Annotated in this window: 31 protein-coding genes; 28 read left to right on the forward strand and 3 right to left on the reverse strand. The window is 46.2% G+C overall.

The annotated features are described in order from the left end of the window. Positions 1-8 precede the first annotated feature (8 nt). From rplW to rplQ, 27 genes are all read left to right on the forward strand, one after another. On the forward strand, positions 9-302 hold the full coding sequence (gene rplW, locus C7382_RS05055; RefSeq protein ID WP_116679229.1) for a 50S ribosomal protein L23: 294 nt from the start codon (positions 9-11) through the stop codon (positions 300-302). Positions 303-307: 5 nt separating this feature from the next. Next, positions 308-1,132, forward strand: a complete 825-nt coding sequence (rplB, locus tag C7382_RS05060) for a 50S ribosomal protein L2 (protein ID WP_116679230.1) — start codon at positions 308-310, stop codon at positions 1,130-1,132. 22 nt (positions 1,133-1,154) lie between these two features. Then, complete coding sequence (gene rpsS / locus C7382_RS05065; RefSeq protein WP_036880783.1) at positions 1,155-1,424, forward strand: 30S ribosomal protein S19; 270 nt, start codon at positions 1,155-1,157, stop codon at positions 1,422-1,424. A 54-nt stretch (positions 1,425-1,478) separates the two neighbouring features. Then, a complete protein-coding gene (gene rplV / locus C7382_RS05070; protein WP_116679231.1) occupies positions 1,479-1,883 on the forward strand; it encodes a 50S ribosomal protein L22 in 405 nt (134 codons plus the stop codon). A gap of 6 nt (positions 1,884-1,889) precedes the next feature. Further along, the gene (rpsC, locus tag C7382_RS05075; protein WP_116679232.1) at positions 1,890-2,627 is read left to right on the forward strand and encodes a 30S ribosomal protein S3; all 738 of its coding nucleotides are present in this window, start codon (positions 1,890-1,892) and stop codon (positions 2,625-2,627) included. A 20-nt stretch (positions 2,628-2,647) separates the two neighbouring features. Continuing rightward, positions 2,648-3,082 carry a 50S ribosomal protein L16 gene (gene rplP, locus C7382_RS05080; protein WP_116679233.1) on the forward strand — a complete coding sequence of 145 codons (435 nt, stop codon included), beginning with the start codon at positions 2,648-2,650 and terminating at the stop codon, positions 3,080-3,082. A 5-nt stretch (positions 3,083-3,087) separates the two neighbouring features. Beyond that, positions 3,088-3,285 carry a 50S ribosomal protein L29 gene (gene rpmC / locus C7382_RS05085; protein ID WP_116679234.1) on the forward strand — a complete coding sequence of 66 codons (198 nt, stop codon included), beginning with the start codon at positions 3,088-3,090 and terminating at the stop codon, positions 3,283-3,285. A 9-nt stretch (positions 3,286-3,294) separates the two neighbouring features. Next, positions 3,295-3,549: a 30S ribosomal protein S17 gene (gene rpsQ, locus C7382_RS05090; protein ID WP_116679235.1), complete on the forward strand. Its 255-nt coding sequence runs from the start codon at positions 3,295-3,297 to the stop codon at positions 3,547-3,549. A 1-nt stretch (position 3,550) separates the two neighbouring features. Then, the gene (gene rplN / locus C7382_RS05095; RefSeq protein WP_116679236.1) at positions 3,551-3,916 is read left to right on the forward strand and encodes a 50S ribosomal protein L14; all 366 of its coding nucleotides are present in this window, start codon (positions 3,551-3,553) and stop codon (positions 3,914-3,916) included. A gap of 22 nt (positions 3,917-3,938) precedes the next feature. Beyond that, the gene (gene rplX, locus C7382_RS05100; protein WP_116679237.1) at positions 3,939-4,259 is read left to right on the forward strand and encodes a 50S ribosomal protein L24; all 321 of its coding nucleotides are present in this window, start codon (positions 3,939-3,941) and stop codon (positions 4,257-4,259) included. Beyond that, the gene (gene rplE, locus C7382_RS05105; RefSeq protein WP_116679238.1) at positions 4,259-4,819 is read left to right on the forward strand and encodes a 50S ribosomal protein L5; all 561 of its coding nucleotides are present in this window, start codon (positions 4,259-4,261) and stop codon (positions 4,817-4,819) included. Before rplX ends, rplE begins: the two co-directional genes overlap by 1 nt. A gap of 1 nt (position 4,820) precedes the next feature. Further along, positions 4,821-5,090: a 30S ribosomal protein S14 gene (rpsN, locus tag C7382_RS05110; protein ID WP_116679239.1), complete on the forward strand. Its 270-nt coding sequence runs from the start codon at positions 4,821-4,823 to the stop codon at positions 5,088-5,090. A gap of 52 nt (positions 5,091-5,142) precedes the next feature. Further along, on the forward strand, positions 5,143-5,538 hold the full coding sequence (gene rpsH / locus C7382_RS05115; protein WP_116679240.1) for a 30S ribosomal protein S8: 396 nt from the start codon (positions 5,143-5,145) through the stop codon (positions 5,536-5,538). 15 nt (positions 5,539-5,553) lie between these two features. After that, positions 5,554-6,105, forward strand: coding sequence for a 50S ribosomal protein L6 (rplF, locus tag C7382_RS05120; RefSeq protein ID WP_116679241.1), 552 nt, complete (start codon positions 5,554-5,556; stop codon positions 6,103-6,105). 18 nt (positions 6,106-6,123) lie between these two features. Further along, positions 6,124-6,468, forward strand: coding sequence for a 50S ribosomal protein L18 (gene rplR, locus C7382_RS05125; RefSeq protein ID WP_116679242.1), 345 nt, complete (start codon positions 6,124-6,126; stop codon positions 6,466-6,468). A 5-nt stretch (positions 6,469-6,473) separates the two neighbouring features. Continuing rightward, entirely contained in the window at positions 6,474-6,992 is a 519-nt protein-coding gene (gene rpsE / locus C7382_RS05130; RefSeq protein ID WP_116679313.1) for a 30S ribosomal protein S5, read from the forward strand. Positions 6,993-7,007: 15 nt separating this feature from the next. Continuing rightward, positions 7,008-7,187, forward strand: a complete 180-nt coding sequence (gene rpmD / locus C7382_RS05135; protein WP_116679243.1) for a 50S ribosomal protein L30 — start codon at positions 7,008-7,010, stop codon at positions 7,185-7,187. A gap of 21 nt (positions 7,188-7,208) precedes the next feature. Continuing rightward, positions 7,209-7,655 carry a 50S ribosomal protein L15 gene (gene rplO, locus C7382_RS05140; RefSeq protein WP_116679244.1) on the forward strand — a complete coding sequence of 149 codons (447 nt, stop codon included), beginning with the start codon at positions 7,209-7,211 and terminating at the stop codon, positions 7,653-7,655. 4 nt (positions 7,656-7,659) lie between these two features. Continuing rightward, the gene (gene secY / locus C7382_RS05145) at positions 7,660-9,000 is read left to right on the forward strand and encodes a preprotein translocase subunit SecY (protein ID WP_116679245.1); all 1,341 of its coding nucleotides are present in this window, start codon (positions 7,660-7,662) and stop codon (positions 8,998-9,000) included. Next, positions 9,000-9,785 carry a type I methionyl aminopeptidase gene (map, locus tag C7382_RS05150; protein WP_116679246.1) on the forward strand — a complete coding sequence of 262 codons (786 nt, stop codon included), beginning with the start codon at positions 9,000-9,002 and terminating at the stop codon, positions 9,783-9,785. The genes secY and map overlap by 1 nt, the downstream gene beginning before the upstream one ends. Before the next feature lie 2 nt (positions 9,786-9,787). Further along, the gene (infA, locus tag C7382_RS05155) at positions 9,788-10,006 is read left to right on the forward strand and encodes a translation initiation factor IF-1 (protein ID WP_004583577.1); all 219 of its coding nucleotides are present in this window, start codon (positions 9,788-9,790) and stop codon (positions 10,004-10,006) included. A 14-nt stretch (positions 10,007-10,020) separates the two neighbouring features. Then, entirely contained in the window at positions 10,021-10,137 is a 117-nt protein-coding gene (gene ykgO, locus C7382_RS05160) for a type B 50S ribosomal protein L36 (RefSeq protein WP_116679247.1), read from the forward strand. A 32-nt stretch (positions 10,138-10,169) separates the two neighbouring features. Beyond that, complete coding sequence (rpsM, locus tag C7382_RS05165; protein WP_116679248.1) at positions 10,170-10,550, forward strand: 30S ribosomal protein S13; 381 nt, start codon at positions 10,170-10,172, stop codon at positions 10,548-10,550. An 11-nt stretch (positions 10,551-10,561) separates the two neighbouring features. Beyond that, positions 10,562-10,948, forward strand: coding sequence for a 30S ribosomal protein S11 (gene rpsK / locus C7382_RS05170; protein WP_116679249.1), 387 nt, complete (start codon positions 10,562-10,564; stop codon positions 10,946-10,948). A gap of 153 nt (positions 10,949-11,101) precedes the next feature. Beyond that, positions 11,102-11,707 carry a 30S ribosomal protein S4 gene (gene rpsD / locus C7382_RS05175; RefSeq protein ID WP_116679250.1) on the forward strand — a complete coding sequence of 202 codons (606 nt, stop codon included), beginning with the start codon at positions 11,102-11,104 and terminating at the stop codon, positions 11,705-11,707. Between the two features lie 12 nt (positions 11,708-11,719). After that, positions 11,720-12,712 (forward strand): DNA-directed RNA polymerase subunit alpha, encoded by a 993-nt coding sequence (locus C7382_RS05180; RefSeq protein WP_116679251.1) that lies wholly within the window; start codon positions 11,720-11,722, stop codon positions 12,710-12,712. A gap of 5 nt (positions 12,713-12,717) precedes the next feature. Continuing rightward, complete coding sequence (rplQ, locus tag C7382_RS05185) at positions 12,718-13,182, forward strand: 50S ribosomal protein L17 (RefSeq protein WP_116679252.1); 465 nt, start codon at positions 12,718-12,720, stop codon at positions 13,180-13,182. Between the two features lie 182 nt (positions 13,183-13,364). On the opposite strand, the gene tilS is transcribed toward rplQ, so the two are convergent. The 3 genes from tilS to C7382_RS05200 all read right to left on the reverse strand — a co-directional run bounded on the left by tilS (position 13,365) and on the right by C7382_RS05200 (position 16,698). Continuing rightward, positions 13,365-14,726 carry a tRNA lysidine(34) synthetase TilS gene (tilS, locus tag C7382_RS05190; protein ID WP_116679253.1) on the reverse strand — a complete coding sequence of 454 codons (1,362 nt, stop codon included), beginning with the start codon at positions 14,724-14,726 and terminating at the stop codon, positions 13,365-13,367. A gap of 109 nt (positions 14,727-14,835) precedes the next feature. Next, positions 14,836-15,591: a zinc ribbon domain-containing protein gene (locus tag C7382_RS05195; RefSeq protein ID WP_116679254.1), complete on the reverse strand. Its 756-nt coding sequence runs from the start codon at positions 15,589-15,591 to the stop codon at positions 14,836-14,838. Between the two features lie 12 nt (positions 15,592-15,603). After that, a complete protein-coding gene (locus tag C7382_RS05200) occupies positions 15,604-16,698 on the reverse strand; it encodes a Nif3-like dinuclear metal center hexameric protein (protein WP_116679255.1) in 1,095 nt (364 codons plus the stop codon). Between the two features lie 517 nt (positions 16,699-17,215). On the opposite strand from C7382_RS05200, the gene C7382_RS05205 reads away from it, so the two are divergent. Next, positions 17,216-17,905, forward strand: a complete 690-nt coding sequence (locus C7382_RS05205) for a porin family protein (RefSeq protein ID WP_116679256.1) — start codon at positions 17,216-17,218, stop codon at positions 17,903-17,905. Positions 17,906-17,956: the final 51 nt, after the last annotated feature.

Raw genomic sequence — 17,956 nt, forward strand, 5'->3', positions numbered from 1 at the left:
TTTGGTATATGGGAATCATCATTAAACCGATTATTTCGGAAAAGATGACGGCTGTTACGGAAAAAATGTCGGAGCGATATGGCTTCCGCGTTTCTCCTAACGCGAACAAAATAGAGATTAAGAAAGCTATTGAGGCTATGTATAATGTGAAAGTCGAAGACGTGAACACGATGAGATATGATGGTAAGCGCAAGAGTCGCTATACCAAGAGTGGACTGATTCGCGGAAAAGAGGCTTCTTTCAAGAAAGCGATTGTGACGCTTAAGAAGGGAGACACTATCGACTTCTTCAGCAATATCTAAGAAAAATGGGAATACGTAAACTGAAGCCCACAACCCCGGGGCAAAGACACAAGGTTATTGGTGCGTTTGATAAGATCACTGCAAGCACACCAGAGAAGTCTCTTGTAGTTGGAAAAAAGAGATCAGGTGGCCGTAACAATACCGGTAAGATGACTATGCGTTATATCGGTGGTGGTCACAAGAAAAAGTATCGTTTCATCGACTTCAAGAGAACAAAAGATGGCATTCCTGCAACAGTAAAGACTATCGAGTACGATCCTAACCGTTCGTCTCGTATCGCGCTCCTTTACTACGCCGACGGAGCAAAGGCTTATATCATCGCTCCCGACGGATTGGAAGTAGGCCAAACAGTGATGTCAGGAGCTGAAGCAGTACCCGAAGTGGGTAACGCTCTTCCATTGGCGAATATTCCTGTCGGTACTATCGTTCACAACATTGAGTTGCGCCCCGGTCAGGGAGCGAAGATGGTTCGCTCTGCCGGATCATTTGCTCAGCTGACATCTCGTGAGGGTATGTATGTAGTGATCAAGATGCCTTCAGGTGAAGTACGTCGTATTTTGTCCGCTTGTAAAGCGACGATCGGTAGTGTGGGCAACTCTGACCATGCACTAGAGAAGTCCGGTAAGGCCGGTCGTTCACGTTGGTTGGGTCGTAGACCGCACAACCGGGGTGTCGTAATGAACCCAGTGGATCACCCGATGGGTGGTGGTGAAGGCCGTCAGTCAGGAGGTCATCCCCGTTCACGCAAGGGCTTGTATGCTAAGGGCTTGAAGACAAGAGCTCCTAAGAAGCATTCTTCTAAGTACATCATTGAGAGAAGGAAAAAGTAATCTGATTTAATCGAAGAAAATTATGAGTCGTTCACTTAAGAAAGGTCCATATATTAATCTCAAGCTGGAAAAGAAGGTCTTGGCGATGAACGAGAGTGGCAAGAAAGCTGTCGTTAAAACGTGGGCTCGTGCCTCAATGATCTCCCCCGACTTTGTGGGACATACCATTGCAGTGCATAACGGTAATAAATTTATTCCTGTTTTTGTTACAGAAAACATGGTAGGTCACAAGTTGGGAGAATTCTCTCCTACTCGTACTTTCCGTGGCCACGGTGGTAACAAGAAGAAGTAATTCGGTTGAAGACAAACACTTCAGGAATCTGAAAAATTAAAAGTATTAAGAACAATGGGTGCAAGAAAACATAATTCAGCCGAAGCAAGAAAGGAAGCCCTAAAGCAGACCTACTTTGCCAAGCTTCGTAACGTGCCGACCTCTCCTCGTAAGATGAGACTGGTTGCCGATATGATTCGTGGCATGGAAGTGAATCGTGCTTTGGGTGTGTTGAAGTTCTCAAACAAGGAGGCTTCGGCGCGTGTAGAAAAGCTGTTGCGTTCCGCAGTTGCTAACTGGGAAGAAAAGAATGAACGTAAAGCAGAAGAGGGAGAGTTGTTCGTGTCTCACATCAGTGTAGATGGTGCTTCTACGCTGAAGCGTCTCCGTCCTGCTCCGCAAGGTCGTGGCTATCGAATCCGTAAACGTTCGAATCACGTGACCATATATGTTGATACGCTTAATAACGATAATAACTAACAGAGGATGGGACAGAAAATAAATCCGATAAGTAATCGTTTGGGAATCATCCGCGGATGGGATTCTAATTGGTATGGCGGCCGCAAGTATGGAGAGACGTTGCTCGAAGACAGCCGTATCCGTCAATATTTGAACGCCCGCCTTGCTAAGGCAAGTGTATCGCGTATCGTTATTGAACGTGCTCTTAAGTTGGTGACTATTACCATCTGCACAGCACGCCCCGGTATGATTATCGGTAAAGCCGGTCAGGAGGTTGATAAGCTTAAAGAAGAGTTGAAGCGCATCACTAACAAGGATATTCAGATCAACATATATGAGATCCGTAAGCCTGAGTTGGATGCTGCTATCGTGGCTGAGAATATTGCTCGCCAGTTAGAAGGAAAGATCGCTTATCGCCGCGCAGTTAAGATGGCAATCGCATCAGCCATGCGTATGGGGGCTGAAGGTATCAAGATCTTGGTGTCTGGTCGTTTGAATGGTGCTGAAATGGCTCGTTCTGAGATGTTCAAAGAAGGGCGTACACCTTTGCACACTCTCCGTGCTGACATTGATTATGCTTTGGCTGAAGCTTTGACCAAGGTTGGTTTGCTCGGGATCAAAGTTTGGATATGTAAAGGGGAAGTTTACGAGAAACGTGATTTGGCTCCCAACTTTGCAGTAGCCAAGAATCAAGGCCGTCGTCCTAATGCGCAGGGCAACAACCGTGGTGGAGATCGTAACCGGAGAAGAAAAGGTAATCGCTAACATTTAGAAAGACAGACAAAATGTTACAACCAAAGAAAACAAAGTTTAGAAGACAACAGAAAGGTCGCATGAAGGGTTTTGCTCAGCGAGGCAACCAGTTGTCTTTTGGTTCTTTTGGAATCAAGTCACTGCAGAGCAAATGGATAACCGGTCGTCAGATTGAGGCTGCTCGTATTGCTGTGACTCGCTATATGCAACGTCAAGGGCAAGTGTGGGTTCGTATTTTCCCTGACAAGCCTATTACCAAGAAAGGTGAAGGTGTTCGTATGGGTAAGGGTAAGGGTGCTCCCGAAGGTTTCGTGGCCCCTATTACTCCAGGACGAATCATTTTCGAAGTAGAAGGCGTATCTTATGATATCGCTAAAGAAGCACTTCGTTTGGCAGCTCAGAAGCTCCCGGTAACTACAAAGTTCGTGGTTCGTCACGACTATGATATCCAAAATCAAAATGCGTAATTGTCATGAAGATTGCAGAAATTAAAGAGCTTGCAACGAAAGAACTGCAAGAGCGACTGGATGCAGAAGTAGCTGTTTATGACCAAATGCGAATCAACCATGCGGTATCGCCTTTGGATAGTCCGGCTCAGTTGAAGCACCAACGTCGTATGATTGCGCAGAAGAGAACAGTGCTGCGCCAACGCGAACTCAATAATAAATAGAGTGCACACATGGAAAGAAATCTTAGAAAAGAACGTGTGGGTGTTGTTTCAAGTAACAAGATGGATAAGACTATCACAGTTGCAGTGAAGTGGAAAGAAAAACACCCGATATATGGTAAGTTCGTCAACAAGACGAAGAAGTATCATGCTCATGACGAAAAGAACGATTGTAATATCGGAGATACTGTACGTATCATGGAGACACGTCCTCTGAGCCGTACGAAGAGATGGAGATTAACTGAAATAATCGAAAGGGTAAAATAAGATGATACAACAAGAATCAAGACTCGTTGTCGCTGACAATAGTGGAGCGAAAGAAGCTCTTTGTATTCGTGTCCTAGGAGGTACTCGCAGACGCTATGCTTCTGTAGGCGATATCATCGTGGTTTCGATCAAGAGTGTAATCCCTTCAAGCGATATAAAAAAAGGTGCTGTTTCTAAAGCAGTAATCGTACGTACGAAGAAAGAAGTGCGTCGTCCTGACGGCTCTTATATCCGTTTTGATGACAATGCCTGCGTTTTGCTGAATGCTGCCGGCGATATTCGTGGTAGCCGTATCTTTGGTCCTGTAGCACGTGAGTTGCGCGGAACAAATATGAAAATTGTTTCTCTCGCTCCAGAAGTACTATAACTTTATTATTAAGCAAGCAGAAATGAGTAAGTTACATATTAAAAAAGGTGACACCGTCATGGTGATCAGTGGCGAAGACAAAGGCCAGTCTGGTCGTGTATTGGAGGTGTTGGTAAAGGAACAGCGTGCTATTGTCGAAGGCTTGAATATGATTAAGAAACATGCCAAGCCTAGTGCAAAGAATCCGCAAGGAGGTATCATCTCCAAAGAAGCTCCTATGCATATTTCAAATTTGAATGTGGTAGATCCCAAGAGCGGAAAGGCCTCTCGCATTGGTCGTCGACTCAATGAGGATGGTAAGTTAGTTCGTTATGCAAAAAAATCAGGAGAGGAGATTAAATAATGAGTGCGACTGCTAATCTGAAGAAAGACTATCAGGAAAGAATCGTTCCTGCTCTAATGCAACAGTTTGGTTATACCAGCGTAATGCAGGTGCCGGTATTAAAGAAGATTGTCATCAACCAAGGGCTTGGTATTGCGACAGGCGATAAGAAAATTATCGATGTGGCAGTAAGCGAGTTAACCGCGATCACTGGTCAGAAGGCTGTTCCGACTGTTTCCAAGAAAGATATTTCTAACTTCAAGTTGAGAAAGAAAATGCCTATCGGCGTAATGGTGACATTGCGCCGGGAGCAGATGTATGAGTTCTTGGAGCGTTTAGTTCGTGTTGCATTACCTCGTATTCGAGACTTTAAGGGAATCGAAAGCAAGTTAGACGGAAGAGGTAATTATACTCTGGGGATTAATGAGCAGATCATTTTCCCTGAGATAAATATTGATGCGATTACTAAAATTCTCGGAATGAATATTACCTTTGTGACCTCTGCGCAGTCGGATGAGGAAGGTTATGCTCTTTTGAAAGAATTTGGCCTACCGTTCAAGAACGCTAAAAAACAAAATTGATATGGCAAAAGAATCAATGAAAGCCCGTGAGGTGAAGCGAGCGAAGCTTGTCGCAAAATATGCTGCAAAGCGTGCACAGTTGAAGGCTGAAGGCAATTACGAAGCTTTGCAGTCTCTTCCCAAGAATGCTTCTCCTGTCCGTCTACATAATCGGTGCTCGATGACTGGACGTCCTAAGGGCTATATGCGTCAATTTGGAATTTCACGTATTCAGTTTCGTGAAATGGCTTCTGCTGGACTCATCCCCGGCGTTAAAAAGGCAAGTTGGTAAGAAAGTGTTTAAATATTGTCCGGTTCTCTGGATCAATTTAATTTAATTTGTAATGACAGATCCTATTGCAGACTATTTGACGCGGTTGCGTAATGCAATCATGGCTGGTCACAGAGTGGTTAGTGTTCCTGCGTCAAATATTAAAAAAGAGATCACTAAGATCCTTTTTGACAAAGGGTACATCCTCAATTATAAGTTTGAGGAGAATGACTCACAGGGTGAAATAAAAGTAGCCCTAAAGTATGATTTGACGCATAAAGTTAATGCGATTAAGTCGCTGAAGCGTGTGTCACGTCCAGGTCTTCGTAAGTACGTTGGTTACCGCGATATGCCGCGCGTATTGAATGGCCTTGGTATTGCGATCGTTTCGACGTCTCGTGGTCTTATGACTGATAAGGAAGCGCGTGAGTTGAAGATCGGGGGCGAAGTGTTGTGTTACGTTTATTAATGGAGGTGCAGAGTTATGTCAAGAATTGGTAAGTTGCCCATCAACATCCCTACTGGAGTAACGGTATCTCACAAAGATGAAATTGTAACCGTAAAGGGCCCTAAAGGAGAATTATCACAGTATGTAGATCCTAGAATCACTGTTGTGGTAGACAATGGTGTCATTCAGTTGGAGCGTCAGACAGATGATCGTATTGAGCGCTCGTTGCACGGTCTCTACCGTTCTCTCATAAATAATATGGTTCAAGGGGTTTCTGCAGGATTCAAAAGAGAGCTTGAACTTGTTGGTGTGGGTTATAGAGCATCCAATCAAGGTCAGTTGCTCGAACTTTCTTTGGGCTTTACGCATAGCATCTTCATGCAGTTGCCGAAGGAAGTGGCAATTGAAACCAAAAGTGAGAGAAACAAAAATCCTTTGATTATCCTTGAAAGTGCTGATAAACAGCTACTAGGGCAGGTATGTATGAAGATTCGTTCTTTTAGAAAGCCTGAGCCCTATAAAGGAAAGGGTGTTAAGTTCGTCGGAGAACAGATTCGCAGAAAGTCTGGTAAATCTGCCGGTAAATAACCGTAAATAAGAGCTATCATGGTAACGAAAGAAGAAAGAAGACTAAAAATAAAGGCTCGTGTGCGTGGGAAGATTAGTGGCACACAAGAGAGACCTCGTCTGACAGTTTTCCGTAGCAACAAGCAGATTTATGCTCAAGTGATTGATGATGTTGCAGGCAAGACGGTTGCTTCAGCATCTTCATTAAAGATGGAAGATGCAGGTACTAAAAAAGAAATTGCAGCGAAAGTCGGCGAAGAAATTGCAAAGGCGGCGAATGCAGCAGGCGTTTCTACGGTTGTGTTTGATCGTAACGGCTATCTCTTTCATGGCCGTATTAAAGAATTGGCGGATGCAGCCCGAAAATGCGGTCTCAAATTTTAATTACTATGGCTAAAGTATATAATCGGGTAAAATCCGCTAATGATCTTGAATTGAAAGATCGTTTGGTCGCGATTAATCGTGTAACCAAGGTAACAAAGGGTGGACGAACCTTCACCTTCGCCGCTATAGTTGTCGTCGGCAACGAAGATGGTGTAATTGGGTGGGGGCTTGGAAAGGCTGGTGAAGTGCCTGCAGCCATTGCAAAAGGAGTTGAGGCAGCCAAGAAAAACCTTATTAGAGTTCCCGTTCATAAGGGAACAATTCCTCATGAGCAATCAGCCTCTTATGGAGGAGCAAGTGTGTTCCTAAAACCTGCAACGACGGGTACTGGGGTTAAAGCTGGAGGTGCTATGCGTGCTGTTCTTGACAGTGTGGGTGTGACGGATGTCCTTGCAAAGAGTAAAGGGTCCTCAAATCCCCACAATCTTGTCAAGGCGACTATTGAAGCTTTGGCAGAGTTGCGTAGTCCATTAATGGTTGCCCAGAATCGTGGTATTTCTGTGGAAAAAGTGTTCAAAGGATAATTGGAGGGATCAGAAATGACCAAAATTAAAGTACAACAGGTTAGAAGTCGAATCAGATGTCCAAAGGACCAGAAGAGAACTTTGGACGCTCTTGGTTTGAAGAAGATGAATCAGATTGTAGAGCACGAATCAACACCCAATATTCTTGGGATGATTAGCAAGGTGAGACATTTGGTTCAGATTGTTGAAAGTTAAACTCTATAAACAGAAGAACATATGAATCTATCGAGTCTAAAGCCTGCAGAGGGATCGATAAAAGCTCGTAAGAGAATTGGTCGTGGCCCTGGTTCTGGTTTGGGAGGGACCTCTACAAGAGGACATAAGGGTGCGAAGTCTCGCTCTGGCTACTCAAGAAAAATCGGTTTTGAAGGTGGTCAGATGCCAATTCAACGTCGCTTACCAAAATTTGGTTTTAAAAATATCAACCGAATAGAATATAAACCCATCAATTTGTCAGTAATTCAGACTTTGTCGGAAGCGAACTCTCTCAGCAAAATAACTGTTGAGGATTTGATTACTGCTGGGTTTATTTCGAGAAAATCATTGGTTAAAGTATTGGCAAATGGTACTCTAACAGCTGCTCTAACTGTGGAGGCTCATGCATTTTCAAAGAGTGCAGAGGAAGCTATTGTAAAGGCTGGTGGTACTATTGTAAAATTATAAGCTTATGCGTGCGGTTCAAACACTAAGGAATATATGGAAAATTGAGGATTTGCGACAGCGTATTCTCACGACCATATTGTTTGTTGTTATCTATCGCCTCGGATCATTTGTTGTGATTCCTGGTATTGACCCCGCATCGTTGTCAGCTCTAAAAGATCAGACGTCTGGTGGATTGATGGCTCTCTTGGATATGTTTTCCGGGGGAGCTTTCTCCCATGCTTCTATTTTTGCGTTGGGCATAATGCCTTATATTTCTGCCTCAATTGTGATGCAGTTGGCGGCAATTGCTGTCCCCGCAATGCAAAAGTTGCAGAGAGAAGGGGAAAGTGGACGAATGAAGATTAATCAATGGACGCGTTATCTAACTGTAGCTATTTTGATCCTGCAATCGTTGACCTATTTGGTCAACTTGCGAGTTCAGATGCAATCAGTTGGCGCTACGATGCCTGGTGGCATATGGTTTCAAATCGTTGCGGTTGCAATTCTCACGGGGGGTAGTATGTTTGTTTTGTGGCTTGGTGAGCGTATTACGGACAAAGGTATTGGTAACGGTATCTCATTGATCATCTTAATTGGTATTATAGCTCGTTTGCCTCATGCTTTTGTTGCTGAGTTCACGTCACGTACGACGAGTGCAGTCGGAGGTCTTGTTGCTTTCCTCGCAGAGATTGTCTTCTTGCTTTTTGTTATTGCTGGTGCAATTCTTTTAGTTCAAGGAACGAGAAAGGTGCCTGTGCAGTATGCGAAACGAGTAGTAGGCAATAAACAATATGGTGGTGCGCGTCAGTATATTCCTCTTAAGGTTAATGCTGCAAATGTGATGCCCATCATTTTTGCTCAGGCATTAATGTTCATCCCCATCTCAATCATGGGTTTTGCCAATATGGACCAGTCTACAGGCTTTCTCAGTGCAATGTCTGACAACACAAGCATTTGGTATAATCTTATCTTTGCTGTATTGATTATTCTGTTCACCTATTTTTATACGGCGATCACGATTAATCCCAAGCAGATGGCGGATGACCTAAAAAGGAATAATGGTTTTATACCTGGTATTAAACCTGGAAAGCAAACGAAAGACTATATCGACACCATTATGGATCGAATAACCCTTCCAGGTGCTTTTTTCCTTGCATTGGTCGCAATTATGCCTGCTTTTGCGGAAATGTTCGGAATTAGTTCCGCCTTTGCTCAGTTTTTTGGTGGAACGTCGCTGTTGATTTTAGTTGGTGTCGTTTTGGACACATTGCAACAGATTGAGAGCCATCTATTAATGAGACATTACGATGGCTTATTGAAGAGTGGACGTATCAAAGGTAGAACAGGTTCTGTTTCCGCATATTAATGATCTACCTAAAGACAGATGAAGAGATTGCGTTGATGCGCGATGCAAATCAATTGGTTGGAAAGACTCTGGCTGAGGTTGCAAAGAACATTCAGCCAGGTACTTCAACCTTAGAGCTTGATAAGATAGCTGAAGAATTCATTCGTGACCATGGAGCGGAGCCCGCTTTTTTAGGTTATGGTGGTTTCCCAAACAGCATTTGTGCATCAATTAATGAGAATGTAGTCCACGGGATCCCGTCAGCAAAGGCCATCCTTCAAGAGGGAGATATCATCTCTGTAGACTGTGGAACTTTTTTGAACGGCTTTACTGGTGATTCGGCATATACTTTTGCAGTGGGCGAAGTCTCACCAGAAGTGTATATGTTGTTAAAGACAACTAAGGAGTCTCTGTTCGAAGGGATCACTGCTGCAATTGAAGGCCACCGCACGGGAGACATTGGTAATGCTGTTCAATCATACTGTGAGGCTCGTGGTTATTCCGTCGTTCGTGAGTTAGTTGGACATGGAATAGGTCGGAAGATGCACGAATCTCCAGAAGTTCCTAATTATGGGCGAGTAGGTACTGGCAGTTTGCTTAAAAATGGAATGTGTATCTGTATAGAGCCTATGATTAATCTTGGTGGCAAGAACGTTCTTACGGAGAAAGATGGCTGGACTATCAGAACCAAAGATCGAAAACCGTCCGCTCATTTTGAGCATTGTGTCGCAATTCAGGGGGGAAGGGCACATATCCTTTCTTCTTTCGATTTCATTCAGGAAGTTTTAGGAGATAAAGAGTTTTAGAGATGTCAAAACAGACGGCAATAGAGCAAGATGGTGTGATTTTAGAAGCACTCTCTAATGCGATGTTCAAAGTTGAGCTCCAGAACGGACATGTCATTACGGCCCACATTTCTGGAAAGATGAGGATGCATTATATCAAGATTCTTCCCGGAGATAAGGTGAAGGTTGAGATGTCTCCCTATGATTTGACTAAGGGGCGCATTTCTTTTAGGTACAAATAGTAAAAAATACGATAATGAAAGTAAGAGCATCAGTAAAGAAGCGTACTCCTGATTGCAAGATTGTCAGAAGAAAGGGGCGCTTGTATGTAATCAACAAGAAAAATCCCAAATTCAAGCAACGTCAGGGGTAATCATTTAATTAAGCTATAAAATTCAGTATAGTATGGCAATAAGAATAGTTGGCGTTGACTTGCCACAGAACAAAAGAGGTTTTATCGCTTTGACCTATATCTACGGAATTGGACGCAGCAGTGCAGCGACTATTTTGGAGAAGGCCGGAGTAGATCCTGATATCAGGGTTAAGGATTGGTCCGATGATCAGGCTGCGGCCATTCGTGATGTAATCGGAGCTGGCTTTAAGGTTGAAGGTGATTTGCGTTCGGAGGTGCAACTTAACATCAAGCGATTGATGGACATTGGTTGCTATCGTGGCATACGTCACCGTATCGGCCTTCCTCTTCGTGGACAAAGCACGAAGAATAATGCTCGTACTCGTAAGGGTAAGAAGAAGACTGTTGCTAATAAGAAGAAAGCTACTAAATAATAAAGATTGATATGGCAAAGAAAGCAGTCGCAAAAAAGAAAGTTGTTAAGGTTGATGCTGTAGGTCAGGCTCACATCCATTCTTCTTTCAACAACATCATCGTATCCTTGGCGAACAGTGAAGGTCAAGTAATCAGTTGGTCATCAGCTGGTAAGATGGGCTTCCGTTCTTCTAAGAAGAATACACCTTACGCAGCTCAGATGGCTGCCCAAGATTGTGCGAAGGTTGCATATGATATGGGTTTGCGCAAAGTAACGGTCTATGTTAAGGGGCCTGGTAATGGTCGTGAATCGGCTATCAGAACGATTCATGGTGCGGGAATTGAGGTAATGGAAATCATAGATGTGACTCCGATGCCTCATAATGGTTGTCGCCCTCCGAAAAAGAGAAGAGTTTAAGAGAGAAGATCTTCTAACATTCAGATACGATTTTCTGTCGATCGGATATGTTTGGTGTATGGATTGCCTATAAACTATCAATCTCTCACATAGCAATCGCGGCTGTACCGAGCTTTTCGACCCCACAAAATCATCTGACAAAAACAAATTAAAATGGCAAGATATACAGGCCCTAAATCCAAGATAGCACGAAAGTTTGGCGATCCCATCTTCGGAGCAGATAAGGTTCTTTCCAAGAAGAATTATCCTCCCGGACAGCATGGTAATAATCGTCGTCGCAAGACGAGTGAATACGGTCTTCAGCTTCGTGAAAAGCAGAAAGCTAAGTATACTTATGGTGTTTTGGAGAAGCAATTCCGTCATTTGTTCCATCGTGCGCAGCGTGCAAAGGGTGTAACGGGTGAGTTGTTAATCCAGTTTTTGGAAACACGTTTGGACAATGTTGTATTCCGTTTGGGAATTGCCCCGACGCGTTCTTCAGCACGCCAACTTGTTTCGCACCGCCACATTACCGTAGACGGAAGTGTGGTTAACATCCCCTCTTATTCTGTTAAACCAGGTCAAGTCATCGGTGTTCGTGAGCGTTCGAAGTCTTTGGAGGTTATCTCAGATGCGTTGGCTGGCTTCAACCACAGCAAGTACCCTTGGATGGAATGGGACCAGCCCTCTCTGTCTGGTAAACTTCTGCATATGCCCGAGCGCGCTGACATTCCTGAGAACATTAAAGAGCAGCTGATCGTTGAATTGTATTCAAAGTAATCCATAGATCCCATGGCAATATTAGCATTTCAGAAACCCGAAAATGTATTGATGATGGAGACATCGGACTCGATAGCCAAGTTCGAGTTCAAACCATTGGAGCCTGGTTATGGCATTACCATTGGCAATGCGCTTCGTCGAATACTCTTGTCTTCACTTGAAGGTTTTGCTATTACAGCAATCAAGATCGAAGGTGTAGAGCATGAATTTGCTACTATTCCGGGTGTATTGGAGGATGTTACTAACATTATCCTTAATCTCAAACAAGTTCGTTTCAAGCAAATCGTTTCCGAAGCTGATGCGGAGAAAACTACTATAGTTATCTCTAATTCGGATACATTCCATGCCGGAGATTTGAATGCTCAGCTTTCAAATTTCGAGGTGTTGAACACGGATTTGGTCATTTGCCATCTGGATAAGTCGGCCACGCTTACGATGGAGTTTTCCATTAACAAAGGACGTGGATACGTTTCTTCAGAAGAGAATCGTGAAGAGCATAACGAGCTCTCAACGATTGCAATTGACTCTATCTACACGCCTATCCGAAATGTCAAGTATGCGGTGGAAAACTTCCGTGTCGAGCAGAAGACCGACTATGAGAAGTTGCTGATGGAAGTATCCACAGACGGCTCGATTCGTCCCGTAGATGCCCTTCGTGAAGCAGCACAGATTCTGATTTCTCATTTCTCTCTCTTTGCAGATAATAAGATTTCAGTTGAGTATGTGGACCTTGCTGATACGGATGAATTCGACGAAGATTCTCTCCATATGCGTCAGCTCTTGAAGTCCAAACTGTCAGATCTTGATCTTTCAGTGAGGGCGCTCAATTGCTTGAAGGCAGCTGATGTAGAGTCTTTGGGCGACTTGGTAAGCCTCACTCGCAGTGACCTAATGAAGATTCGCAACTTCGGTAAGAAGTCGCTCACCGAGTTGGACGAACTGCTGGGAGCTCTGAATTTGTCGTTTGGGATGGATATCAGCAAGTATAAATTAGATAAAGAATAAGAACGATGAGACATAATAAGAAATTCAATCACTTGGGCCGTAAGGCAGCTCACCGTAGTGCGATGCTTTCCAACATGGCAGCCTCGCTGATCCTGCACAAACGTATCTTTACGACTGTGGCTAAGGCTAAGGCATTGCGTGTATATGTGGAGCCTCTGCTGACCAAGACTAAGGAAGATACAACGCACTCTCGCCGTGTAGTTTTCTCTCACTTGCAGAATAAAGTGGCAGTGAAGGAACTCTTCGGTGATGTGGCTACGAAGATTGCTAATCGTCCCGGTGGTTATACGCGTATTCTGAAGACCGGTTATCGCCTCGGTGATAATGCAGCTATGTGTTTTATTGAGCTTGTGGACTACAATGAGAATATGCTCGTTGAAGGAACGAAGAAAGCCTCTAAAACACGTCGTTCACGCAAACGTAAGACAGCAGATGCTCCTGTACAGGAAGCCGCTGCAACGCAAGAGTAAGCGACTGCAATAGTATAAAATAGGAAGCCCCCGATTCATTTCTGAATCGGGGGCTTTTATGTTTTTGAAGGAATTGAGAGACGAGTAGGGGCTTTTGTTGTAGGAAAGTATTCGTTGTAAGTGTTCTGTGCCGTATAGGGAGAAGGGGTAACTCTGTCTGTGACTTCGCTGTGTTAGCACTTTCATGGGCAGAAGGAGAAGAGGATGTACTCTTCGGAGGGGTGGAGTGCGTCCAAGGCGAAACGTCTGTCTGCGCCGTGCTCCGGGATCCATAGGACGTCTTCGTCGTGGCATAGGAGCCAGGTCTGCTCCCGCCGGCTACGTGCGATGCGGCGATCGATCAAGAAGCGGCTCACTGTCTTTTGCCCTTTCAAACCATAGGGATAGATGTAATCCCCATGCTGTGGGTGGCGGAGAATCAATGTCCCCATCATTTCGACTGCCTTTGCAGACAATAGCAGCTGCTTATTGGGCCGGTGCAGGCTCTTCAGATGCAGTTCTGATGGTGTCCCTTTGCGCCACGTAAGACGCTTGCCATCCGGTAAATCAAGTTTGTCATCAGCGAGATTTAGCTGGTAGTATTCTTTGCCTGAAGGATCGGAGGCGAGCGGTAGAAGAGCCAATGCCTTTCGTTCGTGTATCAAACGGAGCGTAGGCGAGTAGAAAGTCGCTCCGGGAGCCTTGTCCATTGCCGTTGCCATTTCGCGTATCTGGCTTCTGTTGAAGCCGAAAGGATGCAGCAGATCGTATAGAATCGTAAAGGGAGCAGGCGATGATTGGATCGTCTGAATATTGATTTTGCCCGAAGCGTGTAGTTCTTGCCGAAGCGGTTCGAGAGCTTGTGCGTAGCAGGCAGCCACCCCTTCCAGATTCTCACGTGTGCGAGCCAGTGCCTCATCCACGGACGGGTTTAGCTCATGGAGCAAGGGCATGATGCGATGACGTATCAGATTGCGTCGGAAGCGTGTATCTGTATTCGTCGAGTCTGTGCAGTACGATACCTTCCGCTCTGCGAGATACTCCTCGATCTCTTTGCGCGAGGCATCCAATAGTGGGCGCACCACTCCGTCTTCCCGTTTATAAGGCATGCCACATAGGCCACTTATGCCTGTGCCACGGCAGAGGTTCAGCACCATGGTCTCGGCATTATCGTCGGCATGATGCGCCACCGTCACGTTCTCGATGTCAAGATCCTGCTGTAGTCGGGCAAACCAGCCATAACGAAGTTCGCGAGCAGCCATCTCAATGGAGAGTGACTGCTGGCGAGCATATGCGATAGTGTCGAAGTCTGTTTGGTGGAGTTGTACTCCGAGTTTGCGACAGAGGTCTGTCACAAAGGCAGCATCTTGGTCGCTTTCCGCTCCCCGCAGATGGAAGTTGCAGTGTGCAGCTACAGTCTCGTAACCCAATTCCTGCAACACCAATAGTAACGCCACCGAATCCGCTCCGCCACTGAGAGCTACCAGTACTGTGCGGCAGCCTTGGCGGAAGAGCTTCCTTTCCTTTATTGTTTTGCTTACGCGTGTCGCGAGAGGAGATGCCATTCGGTAGCGCGCTTAGAGGTGGGTCGCAGCCATTGCGGCTTTTCTGCTCCGTTGTTTCTTCAGAGATATTACGAAGGGAGTGGTCTCTGCACCACGTATCCGATGGGGGTTATGCCCCCATTTCGGGGTCAACCATGATACGCCCGCAGTACTCGCAGACGATAATCTTCTTGTGCAACTTCACGTCGAGCTGCTTCTGGGGCGGGATCTTGTTGAAGCATCCGCCACAGGCATCACGATCCACCGGTACGACGGCCAGTCCGTTGTGGGCCCCCTTGCGGATACGCTTGAAGGCCGTCAGCAGGCGCGGCTCGATCTTCGTCTCCAGCTTTTTGGCTTTCTCGCGCAGTTTCTCTTCGTCCTGTTTGGTCTCGGCGATGATGCTGTCCAGCTCTTGGCGCTTCTCTGTGAGAACTTCCATGTGTTCATCGAGCGTTTCCTTCAGAGCGGCGATGTCCGTTTTGCGCTGTTGCGATTCGGCTGTGAACTCCTTGATCTTCTTCTCGGAGAGCTGAATCTCGAGGTCTTGGAATTCGATTTCTTTCGACAGGTTGTCAAATTCGCGGTTGTTGCGCACCTCGTCGAGTTGCTTTTTGTATTTCTCTAAGAGCGTTTTAGCCGTGGTGATTTTTTCCTTTTCGGCCGTGATGGCTTGGGTGAGCTGTTTGGATCCGGTGGTGAAGTTCTCCAGACGAGTCTGCATGCCTGCTATTTCGTCTTCGAGGTCCTGCACCTCCAGCGGCAGTTCGCCACGCAGCGTCTTGATTCGGTCTATCTCCGAGAGGGTCTGTTGCAGCTTGTTCAGTGCTTGCAGTTTCTCTTCTACGCTTTGTTCGTTGTCAACTATGTTTTTTTCTTTAGCCATATTGCTCTATAACTACAAATAGTTTATCGGATTCGTTCCAGCCGTTGTTCGATGGGTGGCAAAGGTAGGGAATTTTTGTGATATTATGCGCATAAACAGTTCATTAGCCACCTCTTCGCTCTCGTAATGTCCTATTGTCACGAGGAGCAGATGTTCGCCTGCATCGAAGTAGTCGTTGTACTTCGCTTCGCCCGTCAGGAAGAGGTCTGCGCCCAGCTGTGCCGCCTGCTTCCACATGAAAGCACCGCTGCCACCACAGATCGCCATTCGCTTGACGGGGCGCTCACGCCACGCCGAGTGCGCCAGCACCTTGAGTCCGAATACCTCCTTGATGTGCAGCAGCATCTCCCGCTCGCTCATTGCCTCCGGCAGGTCGCCCACGATACCACCGCCCGCAGTGGGGTGTTCATTGGCCAGCGGGATGAGGCTCACGGCAGGCAGTTCGTATGGGTGTGCTGTGCGGAGAGCCTGCATCACAGCCCCTTGTCTGTAGGCCGGCAGGATGACGCTCAGCCGCTCTTCCTCCTCCCGATGCAGCTCGCCGATGGTGCCCACGAACGGATTGGCTCCCGCTCCGGCTCGGAACGTCCCCACTCCGGAGTGGCTGTAGGAGCAGCAGTCGTAGCTGCCCAGTCTGCCTGCTCCCGCCCGCCACAAGGCTTGGCGTACGGCCTCCGTGTGTTCGCTCGGTACGAAGGTCACCAGTTCCATCAACTGTCCCTGTAGCGGCTCCAGCGGCTGTGTCTGCGTCAGTCCGAAACGCTCTGCAAGTACTGCATTCAGCCCTTGCGGTGCGTTGTCGGCATTCGTGTGAGCAGCATATAGCACCAGATCGTGGCGCACAGCCATCTGTACGCATCGTTCGATGAAGGAGCTGCCGGTCAGCCTTTTGAGGGGCTTGAAGAGTAGCGGATGATGAGCTATGACCAGATTGCAGCCCAGTCGGATGGCCTCCTCCAGCACAGCCTCTGTCACGTCCACGCATAGGAGCGCGCCTGTCGCCATGCGTCGCGTGTCGCCCACCTGCACGCCACTATTGTCGTAATTCTCCTGATAAGCCCTCGGGCAGACGGCCTCGATGGTATCTATTATTTCCTGTATCGTCATCGTTCTGATGGGGCGTTGTGCCCCGATTGGTTTTCCTATTCTCCAAAGGTAATGTATTGCGTCCGTTCGTCCGCATGCGGTAATGCCGCTTGTGCCTGTCTCTGTGTCGCGAATTAACCCTGCTGCTTGTAGTGAACCCCCAAAGGCTTCCTCTCCTAAAAACGCGCGAAAAAACGATGGAAAAACGCCCCGAAATCCCGTGAAAACTCGTGCCAATTCCATTTTGTTTTGGCGCCATTTCCAAAATAATTATGCGCTAAATCTATTTTGATTTCACGCATATTTCTTTCTTGATTTGGCGTGATAATTCGATTTTTTTTCGCGCTTAAACCTTCTCTCTTCTCCGTACTCTTATCGAAAAGAAGAGTTGATGAATGCGAGAATTATTTCTCATTCATTGAACTGCTCCTTTTCTTTGTGTTTGCCTAATCAGTCGAGTGGAGGTCCGATTGGAAGTACATTTGTGATGCTCCGAGACCTCCCCCGTAAGTCTAACTTATAATGGAATAAAACAAGAATGAAGAGATTTGTATTAGTAGCAGCTGCTCTGCTCGCATCGGCTACGATGAGTGTAGCTCAAAACCGTCCGACGTTTCGTGTGGATGCTAACCTCTCAGTGAGTAATCAGGATAGCAAACGCAATGATTTCACCTATAACACCGTCCCGAATGTGGGCGTGAGGCTGGGTGTCGGAGCCGAATTTCAGTTAGGCTCAAAAGGCTTTTATCTCGCTCCGGGACTCAACTATTCTATGAAGGGTTCGATAACCAAGTGGAATAGGGACGGCATTAACATAGAACCATCCTATATAAAGGAAGAGTCCACTCGACTACACTACTTACAACTCCCGATCAACATAGGGTATCGTTTCACCCTGTCAGATGACTTTGCCATTTCGTTTGAGGTCGGACCCTATGCTGCGTATGGATTCAGTGGAACACACATACAAAAAAACAGTTTGAATGACGGTTACCACACGCAAGTATTTGGAGATATAATTGGAGGTCCTTCCAAAACTCGTTGGGATGTTGGAGCAGGCATCGGAGTCGCTTTGCATTATAAGCGTACTTACCTGCAAGCAGGCTACGAACATGGTTTCATTGATATGGTAAGGGGAGGTGCTTACCAGCCTCCACTCTCTGACGAAACATTACATAAGACCATCTGCAACCGCAGTTTCTTTGTGGGCTTAGGTTACCGCTTCTAAGCAATATAGCCCATCATCGTCAAGAGCCTCATAGGGTCGGATCGCCGATCT

It is taken from the genome of Porphyromonas loveana, assembly GCF_003096695.1.
GTDB classification, from domain to species: Bacteria; Bacteroidota; Bacteroidia; order Bacteroidales; family Porphyromonadaceae; genus Porphyromonas; species Porphyromonas loveana.

What these genes read in the sequence shown, in the direction of transcription:
- rplX (WP_116679237.1), top strand. Translation starts at nt 3,939, where the DNA reads ATGAGTAAGTTACATATTAAAAAAGGTGACACCGTCATGGTGATCAGT.
- rplE (WP_116679238.1), top strand. Translation starts at nt 4,259, where the DNA reads ATGAGTGCGACTGCTAATCTGAAGAAAGACTATCAGGAAAGAATCGTT.
- C7382_RS05195 (WP_116679254.1), bottom strand. Translation starts at nt 15,591, where the DNA reads ATGGCTAAAGAAAAAAACATAGTTGACAACGAACAAAGCGTAGAAGAG.
- rpmD (WP_116679243.1), top strand. Translation starts at nt 7,008, where the DNA reads ATGACCAAAATTAAAGTACAACAGGTTAGAAGTCGAATCAGATGTCCA.
- rpsK (WP_116679249.1), top strand. Translation starts at nt 10,562, where the DNA reads ATGGCAAAGAAAGCAGTCGCAAAAAAGAAAGTTGTTAAGGTTGATGCT.
- C7382_RS05180 (WP_116679251.1), top strand. Translation starts at nt 11,720, where the DNA reads ATGGCAATATTAGCATTTCAGAAACCCGAAAATGTATTGATGATGGAG.
- rplQ (WP_116679252.1), top strand. Translation starts at nt 12,718, where the DNA reads ATGAGACATAATAAGAAATTCAATCACTTGGGCCGTAAGGCAGCTCAC.
- C7382_RS05205 (WP_116679256.1), top strand. Translation starts at nt 17,216, where the DNA reads ATGAAGAGATTTGTATTAGTAGCAGCTGCTCTGCTCGCATCGGCTACG.
- rplF (WP_116679241.1), top strand. Translation starts at nt 5,554, where the DNA reads ATGTCAAGAATTGGTAAGTTGCCCATCAACATCCCTACTGGAGTAACG.
- rplR (WP_116679242.1), top strand. Translation starts at nt 6,124, where the DNA reads ATGGTAACGAAAGAAGAAAGAAGACTAAAAATAAAGGCTCGTGTGCGT.
- rpmC (WP_116679234.1), top strand. Translation starts at nt 3,088, where the DNA reads ATGAAGATTGCAGAAATTAAAGAGCTTGCAACGAAAGAACTGCAAGAG.
- rpsC (WP_116679232.1), top strand. Translation starts at nt 1,890, where the DNA reads ATGGGACAGAAAATAAATCCGATAAGTAATCGTTTGGGAATCATCCGC.
- rplP (WP_116679233.1), top strand. Translation starts at nt 2,648, where the DNA reads ATGTTACAACCAAAGAAAACAAAGTTTAGAAGACAACAGAAAGGTCGC.
- tilS (WP_116679253.1), bottom strand. Translation starts at nt 14,726, where the DNA reads ATGGCATCTCCTCTCGCGACACGCGTAAGCAAAACAATAAAGGAAAGG.
- rpsH (WP_116679240.1), top strand. Translation starts at nt 5,143, where the DNA reads ATGACAGATCCTATTGCAGACTATTTGACGCGGTTGCGTAATGCAATC.
- secY (WP_116679245.1), top strand. Translation starts at nt 7,660, where the DNA reads ATGCGTGCGGTTCAAACACTAAGGAATATATGGAAAATTGAGGATTTG.
- rpsD (WP_116679250.1), top strand. Translation starts at nt 11,102, where the DNA reads ATGGCAAGATATACAGGCCCTAAATCCAAGATAGCACGAAAGTTTGGC.
- infA (WP_004583577.1), top strand. Translation starts at nt 9,788, where the DNA reads ATGTCAAAACAGACGGCAATAGAGCAAGATGGTGTGATTTTAGAAGCA.
- C7382_RS05200 (WP_116679255.1), bottom strand. Translation starts at nt 16,698, where the DNA reads ATGACGATACAGGAAATAATAGATACCATCGAGGCCGTCTGCCCGAGG.
- rplV (WP_116679231.1), top strand. Translation starts at nt 1,479, where the DNA reads ATGGGTGCAAGAAAACATAATTCAGCCGAAGCAAGAAAGGAAGCCCTA.
- rpsE (WP_116679313.1), top strand. Translation starts at nt 6,474, where the DNA reads ATGGCTAAAGTATATAATCGGGTAAAATCCGCTAATGATCTTGAATTG.
- ykgO (WP_116679247.1), top strand. Translation starts at nt 10,021, where the DNA reads ATGAAAGTAAGAGCATCAGTAAAGAAGCGTACTCCTGATTGCAAGATT.
- rpsS (WP_036880783.1), top strand. Translation starts at nt 1,155, where the DNA reads ATGAGTCGTTCACTTAAGAAAGGTCCATATATTAATCTCAAGCTGGAA.
- rplW (WP_116679229.1), top strand. Translation starts at nt 9, where the DNA reads ATGGGAATCATCATTAAACCGATTATTTCGGAAAAGATGACGGCTGTT.
- rplO (WP_116679244.1), top strand. Translation starts at nt 7,209, where the DNA reads ATGAATCTATCGAGTCTAAAGCCTGCAGAGGGATCGATAAAAGCTCGT.
- rpsM (WP_116679248.1), top strand. Translation starts at nt 10,170, where the DNA reads ATGGCAATAAGAATAGTTGGCGTTGACTTGCCACAGAACAAAAGAGGT.
- map (WP_116679246.1), top strand. Translation starts at nt 9,000, where the DNA reads ATGATCTACCTAAAGACAGATGAAGAGATTGCGTTGATGCGCGATGCA.
- rplB (WP_116679230.1), top strand. Translation starts at nt 308, where the DNA reads ATGGGAATACGTAAACTGAAGCCCACAACCCCGGGGCAAAGACACAAG.
- rpsQ (WP_116679235.1), top strand. Translation starts at nt 3,295, where the DNA reads ATGGAAAGAAATCTTAGAAAAGAACGTGTGGGTGTTGTTTCAAGTAAC.
- rplN (WP_116679236.1), top strand. Translation starts at nt 3,551, where the DNA reads ATGATACAACAAGAATCAAGACTCGTTGTCGCTGACAATAGTGGAGCG.
- rpsN (WP_116679239.1), top strand. Translation starts at nt 4,821, where the DNA reads ATGGCAAAAGAATCAATGAAAGCCCGTGAGGTGAAGCGAGCGAAGCTT.